This window comes from Shewanella sp. SM32 (genome assembly GCF_025654235.1).
Classification (GTDB): domain Bacteria; phylum Pseudomonadota; class Gammaproteobacteria; order Enterobacterales; family Shewanellaceae; genus Shewanella; species Shewanella oncorhynchi.
On record NZ_JAKKRO010000004.1, the window covers coordinates 157,887 to 164,116 of the forward strand.

4 protein-coding genes and 1 rRNA gene are annotated in these 6,230 nt (G+C 43.6%); 1 reads left to right on the forward strand and 4 read right to left on the reverse strand.

What is annotated here, in order from left to right:
- Nucleotides 1-28: 28 nt before the first annotated feature.
- Nucleotides 29-181: a hypothetical protein gene (locus L5M10_RS03075; RefSeq protein WP_081729124.1), complete on the reverse strand. Its 153-nt coding sequence runs from the start codon at nt 179-181 to the stop codon at nt 29-31.
- A gap of 93 nt (nt 182-274) precedes the next feature.
- Between L5M10_RS03075 and L5M10_RS03080 the strand changes: the two genes are divergently transcribed.
- On the forward strand, nt 275-1,162 hold the full coding sequence (locus L5M10_RS03080) for a LysR family transcriptional regulator (protein ID WP_105251505.1): 888 nt from the start codon (nt 275-277) through the stop codon (nt 1,160-1,162).
- Nucleotides 1,163-1,314: 152 nt separating this feature from the next.
- Here the strand turns inward: L5M10_RS03080 and fusA are convergent, their stop codons facing one another.
- The 3 genes from fusA to rrf all read right to left on the reverse strand — a co-directional run bounded on the left by fusA (nt 1,315) and on the right by rrf (nt 6,122).
- Nucleotides 1,315-3,408, reverse strand: a complete 2,094-nt coding sequence (gene fusA, locus L5M10_RS03085) for an elongation factor G (protein ID WP_107402610.1) — start codon at nt 3,406-3,408, stop codon at nt 1,315-1,317.
- A gap of 440 nt (nt 3,409-3,848) precedes the next feature.
- Entirely contained in the window at nt 3,849-5,303 is a 1,455-nt protein-coding gene (locus tag L5M10_RS03090) for a diguanylate cyclase (RefSeq protein WP_263165007.1), read from the reverse strand.
- A 703-nt stretch (nt 5,304-6,006) separates the two neighbouring features.
- Nucleotides 6,007-6,122, reverse strand: a 5S ribosomal RNA gene (rrf, locus tag L5M10_RS03095).
- Between the last annotated feature and the right edge of the window lie 108 nt (nt 6,123-6,230).

A 6,230-nucleotide genomic window follows, 5' to 3' on the forward strand; every position in this document is an offset into this window, starting at 1 on the left:
CTAAAACACAGAAAAGTAAAAACCCAGCCTAGGCTGGGTTTACTTGTTGTTTTGCTTTATGCAAATCACCCGCTGGAGCCGTTTTAGTTACTTGCGCCGCTTTAGCGTTTTGCACATCTTTTGCCACAGGCATAGCCGCCTGCCACAAAGCACCTACCCACAGACTTGAACTTGATTTCATCGGTATTCCCCTGTTTTGTTAACAAGGTCAAAGTAATACTTAGACTATCATTAGTAAAATGAATAAATTCCATAATATGGATTCCATTTGAGCATGAACATCCCAATCAAGACCTTACAGTGTTTTCTGACCTTAGTGGAAACTGAAAACTTTACCCGCGCCGCGCAGAAATGTTTTATCACCCAGCCGACACTAAGCAAAATAATCCAGAGACTTGAAGAAAGCCTTGGTGAAACCTTGCTGATCCGGAATAACCAAAAGGTTGAGTTAACTCAAGCTGGTCAGCTCTTTGAGCACAGTGCACGGGAAATTCTCGGCCAATGGCATAGACTGCAGGAGGACATGAGTAACCTTAGCGGTCTCAAATCGGGGCGGTTGCGACTGGGTGTATGTCCTATGATGAGCAGTCTTATTATTGGTTTGCTCACTAGCTATCGTAAGCGTTATCCGGGGGTTGAACTACACATGTATGAGTACGGTGGATTCGGCTGCGAACAAGCATTGCTCAATAACAGTCTCGATATCGCCTTTACCGCGCTCCCCACGACCCATGAGACAGAACTCGTCAATCAACCCCTGACTAAGTACCCTTTACTCGCATGCCTGCCTGAGGGACATCCCTTAGCCGAGAAAGACCACTTAAAATGGCAGGACTTCCAGCCCTATCCTTTTATCCTCTATAACGAAGACTTCTCCCTCGCTAAACTGATTAATCGCCTCAGTCGCAAAGCAGGTGTTCAACTCAATATTGCCTTTCGCAGCGGCCAGTGGGATTTCCTCGCCGCCATGGTCGAAGCCGATATGGGCGTCGCTATTTTACCTGAGCCTATCTGCAATCGATTAAGCACCAGCAAACTGGTCTTTAAACCTATGCAGCCCGCAATGACATGGGATCTGGCGCTTATTTGGCGCCAAAGTTTACCTTTAACACCGGCAGCCAAGGCCTTGCTTGAATTGAGTAAACAAAAAACTGAACGCTGAGAAGATAAAGCGAGAACTAACATTATTTTAAACAACGGGATACGAAACTTCGTCAGCCGTAGCGGGTGATTACAGTTGGATCTCGCCCATAAAAAAACCGCTGCGAGCCTAGAGGCCGACAGCGGTTTTTATTAGCTAAGGTAAGTTAAGAATTACTTCTTAGCTTCAGCAGCCTTACGTTCTTTAACTTGAGCAACAACTTTCTCAGCTACGCTAGCTGGACATTGGCTGTAGTGTGAGAACTCCATCGAGAACTGACCACGACCAGAAGTCATTGTACGTAAAGTACCGATATAACCGAACATTTCTGATAACGGTACGTCAGCTTTAACGCGAACACCTGTTACACCAGCAACTTGGTCTTTGATCATGCCGCGACGACGGTTTAAGTCACCGATCACGTCACCCACGTTGTCATCTGGGCTGAACACGTCAACTTTCATGATTGGCTCAAGAAGTTGTGGTTTAGCTTTAGCGATAGACTGACGGAAAGCGCCTTTAGCAGCGATTTCGAACGCGATTGCTGATGAGTCAACTGCGTGGAATGCACCGTCAGTTAATTCGAACTCAACGTCTAACACTGGGAAGCCAGCGATAGTACCTGTGTTCATCATGCTCGCGAAACCTTTCTCAACTGCTGGCCAGAATTCCTTCGGAACGCTACCACCAACAACTGAAGATTTGAACACGAAACCAGTGTTTGGCTCACCTGGGCGGATGATATATTCGATCTTACCGAATTGACCAGAACCACCTGATTGTTTCTTGTGAGTGTATTGATCTTCAACCATTTGAGTAATGGTTTCACGGTAAGCAACTTGTGGCTCACCTACGATCAATTCAACACCATAAGTACGCTTCAGAATGTCTACTTTGATATCTAAGTGAAGTTCGCCCATACCTTTAAGGATGGTTTCACCTGAATCTTCGTCAGTTTCTACGCGGAATGATGGATCTTCAGCGATCATCTTACCGATTGCGATACCCATTTTCTCAGAACCGCCTTTATCTTTTGGCGCTACTGCGATAGAGATAACTGGCTCTGGGAACACCATAGCTTCTAAGGTAACTGGGTGTTTCACGTCACATAAAGTGTGACCAGTTTGAACGTTCTTCATACCCACGATAGCGATAATGTCGCCAGCTTGAGCAGATTCAATTTCAATACGGTCATCAGCTAGCATTTCACACATACGGCCGATACGTTCAGTCTTGCCAGTCGCGCTGTTCAGGATGGTATCACCCTTCTTCAGACGGCCTGAGTAGATACGTACGAAAGTCAGGGCACCGAAACGGTCATCCATGATTTTGAACGCTAACGCTTTTAATGGCTCATCAGCAGAAACGATAGCGAATTCGCCAGTTTCGTTGCCTTCTTCGTCAGTTAATGGCTGTGGTTCAACTTCGTCTGGTGCTGGTAAATAATCAACAACAGCATCAAGAACCAGTTGCATACCTTTGTTCTTGAACGCAGAACCACAGTATGTTGGGAAGAAAGCCATAGTACGAGTACCTTTGCGGATACAACGCTTGATATCTTCGATAGATGGCTCTTCGCCTTCCATGTACGCTTCCATCACAGCATCGTCTTGCTCAACGGCAGTTTCGATCAGCATTTCACGGTATTCTTCAACCATGTCAACCATGTCAGCAGGTACATCTTGGATATTAAAGTTTTCTGGTAAACCAGACTCATCCCACACGTATGCTTTACGAGATAACAGATCAACAACACCAGTGAATTCGTCTTCAACACCGATTGGCAGAACCATAACCAGTGGAGTAGCAGCTAATACGTCTTTAGTTTGCTTAACTACGCGTAAGAAGTCAGCACCCATACGGTCTAACTTGTTTACGAAGATAATACGCGCAACTTCAGATTCGTTCGCATAGCGCCAGTTAGTTTCTGATTGAGGCTCAACACCGCCTGAACCACAGAATACACCGATACCGCCATCAAGCACTTTCAGAGAACGATAAACTTCAACGGTGAAGTCAACGTGTCCTGGAGTGTCGATAACGTTGAAACGGTGATCTCTCCAGAAGCAACTTACAGCAGCAGACTGAATAGTAATACCGCGCTCAGCTTCCTGTACCATGAAGTCAGTGGTAGATTCGCCATCGTGAGTCTCACCGGCTTTATGGATTCTTCCTGTTAACTTAAGGATACGCTCGGTGGTCGTGGTTTTACCCGCGTCAACGTGAGCGAAGATACCAATGTTTCTGTATTTGGATAATTCGGTCATGATTCAACTTTAATGAGTAGTTTAAGAAGTAGACGGAGTATGCGACAAACACCGACACACCGCACATCAGATTATTTTAGGCGCATATTGTAAATTGGAACCCTGCTCGGCGCAAATGGCTAGAGTACTTTTTCACGATAAAGTCGCGTAATAATTTAGATAAATAGCCATAAACACGAACTAAAACAGATAAGTAAAACACTTTAGCTTATTTTTCACTCAATCAATAAAAACCGTTAAATAAACCTCATTTTAATGGGATAAGGCGATTTTCAAGGGATTTCGATCATATCGTCAGTACAAACATCAAACATTAACCTGCAAGCATGGATGCTAGAACAATCATGTTATACCTATCTCCAAAATAGAGATGACATCCGCGACTCACTTCAATCGCAGTCTTTTAGCCAAATAACCACAAATCAGTCTTGAGTAAACCCTTACGTGTCGATGCACATTTGATTACGCCCTTGTGTTTTAGCACGATAAAGGGCTCGATCTGCCCGCTCAAAACACAATTGTATAGGTTCGTTTTCTGCGAGCTTAGCGACACCAAAACTACAAGTTAAGTGAACATTGTCAGTAAATTGATAATTATTAATCCTCTGCGCAATCCGCACACACAAGCTTTCAACTAATGGCAATGATGACTGTTGGCAGAGGATAACAAATTCTTCGCCACCCCAACGTGCGACCACATCAGAATCACGCACACAGTGCTGTAATACCTGTGACACTTGCTCAAGAATGCGATCGCCGACGTTATGCCCTAGCGTGTCATTAATCTCTTTAAAGTAGTCGATATCAATCATTACAAGGCACATGCCTGCCCCAGCAGATTTATCATGCTGCTCGTTATTAATAAAAAAGCGATTAAAGTAATGTCGGTTATACAATTTAGTTAAGGGGTCGTGGGTAGATAAAAATTCGAGTTCGGCATTTGACGCTTCAAGCTGTTCGCGTAAAGCTTCCAACTGCTTATTCTTATCGGTTAATCTTCGATTATATTGACTCATAAAGTAAGTTCTCGCCCCCAACATTAGGAGCAACAGACACGTCGCGCAGATAATTTGATACACAAGCGAATAGTTAGTCTCATCTATCACAGTCACATTATTCCACTTCTGATAAATCGTGATCCGCTCTTGCTCACTCACAGTGTTTAAGGCTTTATTTATCACGGGTAACAAGGACTCTTGACCATAAGCGACCCCCATCCGTAACTCATCTTCCGGCCCGCCCCAACCCGCAATTTTTAAATGATCAAATCCCATTTGTTGAATGTAAGCGTTAACCGAAAACATTGACCCAACAAACAGATCTGCACGTTTATCCAGAACCGACTGCAATCCCGCAGGTTCACTGGCAACAGTAAGCATTTCTATCTGAGGATAATAATGCTGAATATACTCGGCTAAACGATAACCTTTGGGCACGGCTAAAATACGCGTATTGATATTCTCCAATCCTTGCAGAAAAGGCTGTTCTTTAAGTGAAACGAGCACATTGGGTGAGCGGAAATAGACATCACTGAAGTGCAGATAAGTCTCGCGTATTAGCGTTTTATTCAACATAGGGGTTAAATCGCACTGACCACTTTGCAAAAAAGATAAAGTTTCGGTCCAAGAAGATGTCGGCACTAGCTGAAACTTAAGGGAAGAATGTGACTCAACATAACGAATATAATCCGATGAAATCCCCAGATGTTTACCTTCTCGTATTCCTTCATAGGGCAGCCAATCAGGATCAACGCAATAACGGACTATCACAGCAGACTTGACGCTAACATCTTGATCCGCAAGTTTAGTACTAGACACCATGAAACGATCAGCATTCACCAGTAATGGCATACACAGCAATAGCGACAATAACCTCAATAAGCCACGCAATTCCATTGAAATTTCAACCTAAAAGCTGATGCTAGATGGGGAATGTAAAAAAAGTGTATACGTGAAAACCACACAATACCAATTCCCATCATTGCTTATACGAAACGCTCGTTTGTCCATTGTGTCTTAACGCCTTCGTACATCAGCAAAACTTATCTTCATAAGGTAATCAGTTGATGGGAAAGAACGTTGCTAAGTTCACTCAGTCCTAAGTTCACTCAGTCTGAGTTTGGTATCACATTTAAAAAGCCAATATTTATCGCTTGCTTCATCAGGGCTATCCTAAATAACCCCCCTTACTCGCCATCCAAAGCCATCATAACGCCTTTTGCAAACTACGATTATTGCAGCTGCACCTCGCCTTAACTTCTGCAGCTACGTTCTTTGGCCGCTATACCGCGATCATGATGGACTGTGCGGGGACATCAAACAAAGATGGCAGAAGATTTTATAATCTGAGATAAAACTGCAGCCTTATTCTCCGGAACTGAATCTGATAGAACCGTTGTCGCGGATATTAATAGAATTGATATAAAGCCAAATGGTGCAAATTATTCGTATCGTGGAAGGTAAAAAAGGGATTATCGAGAGAAAAATAGGAGGAAAACTGACTAATTAAATAGACACTAGGCTGGATTTAACAAATTGCGAATGCAAAAAAGCCAGCTTATTCAGCTGGCTTCATTACATCTCAATGAGATAATTAGGCGCTTGGCGATGACCTACTCTCACATGGGGAGACCCCACACTACCATCGGCGCGTTTGCGTTTCACTTCTGAGTTCGGGATGGGATCAGGTGGTTCCACAAGGCTATTGTCACCAAGCAAATTCTGTTTATTACCGTGTCCATCTCTGGACCACGTTAATAATAATTCGGAAAGCTGATTTGCTTTTTGAGTCCACACTTCATTAAGTGTTTATATTCTGTCTAA

Coding starts and splice junctions, on each gene's coding strand:
- L5M10_RS03075 (WP_081729124.1), bottom strand. CDS start 181: ATGAAATCAAGTTCAAGTCTGTGGGTAGGTGCTTTGTGGCAGGCGGCT.
- L5M10_RS03080 (WP_105251505.1), top strand. CDS start 275: ATGAACATCCCAATCAAGACCTTACAGTGTTTTCTGACCTTAGTGGAA.
- fusA (WP_107402610.1), bottom strand. CDS start 3,408: ATGACCGAATTATCCAAATACAGAAACATTGGTATCTTCGCTCACGTT.
- L5M10_RS03090 (WP_263165007.1), bottom strand. CDS start 5,303: ATGGAATTGCGTGGCTTATTGAGGTTATTGTCGCTATTGCTGTGTATG.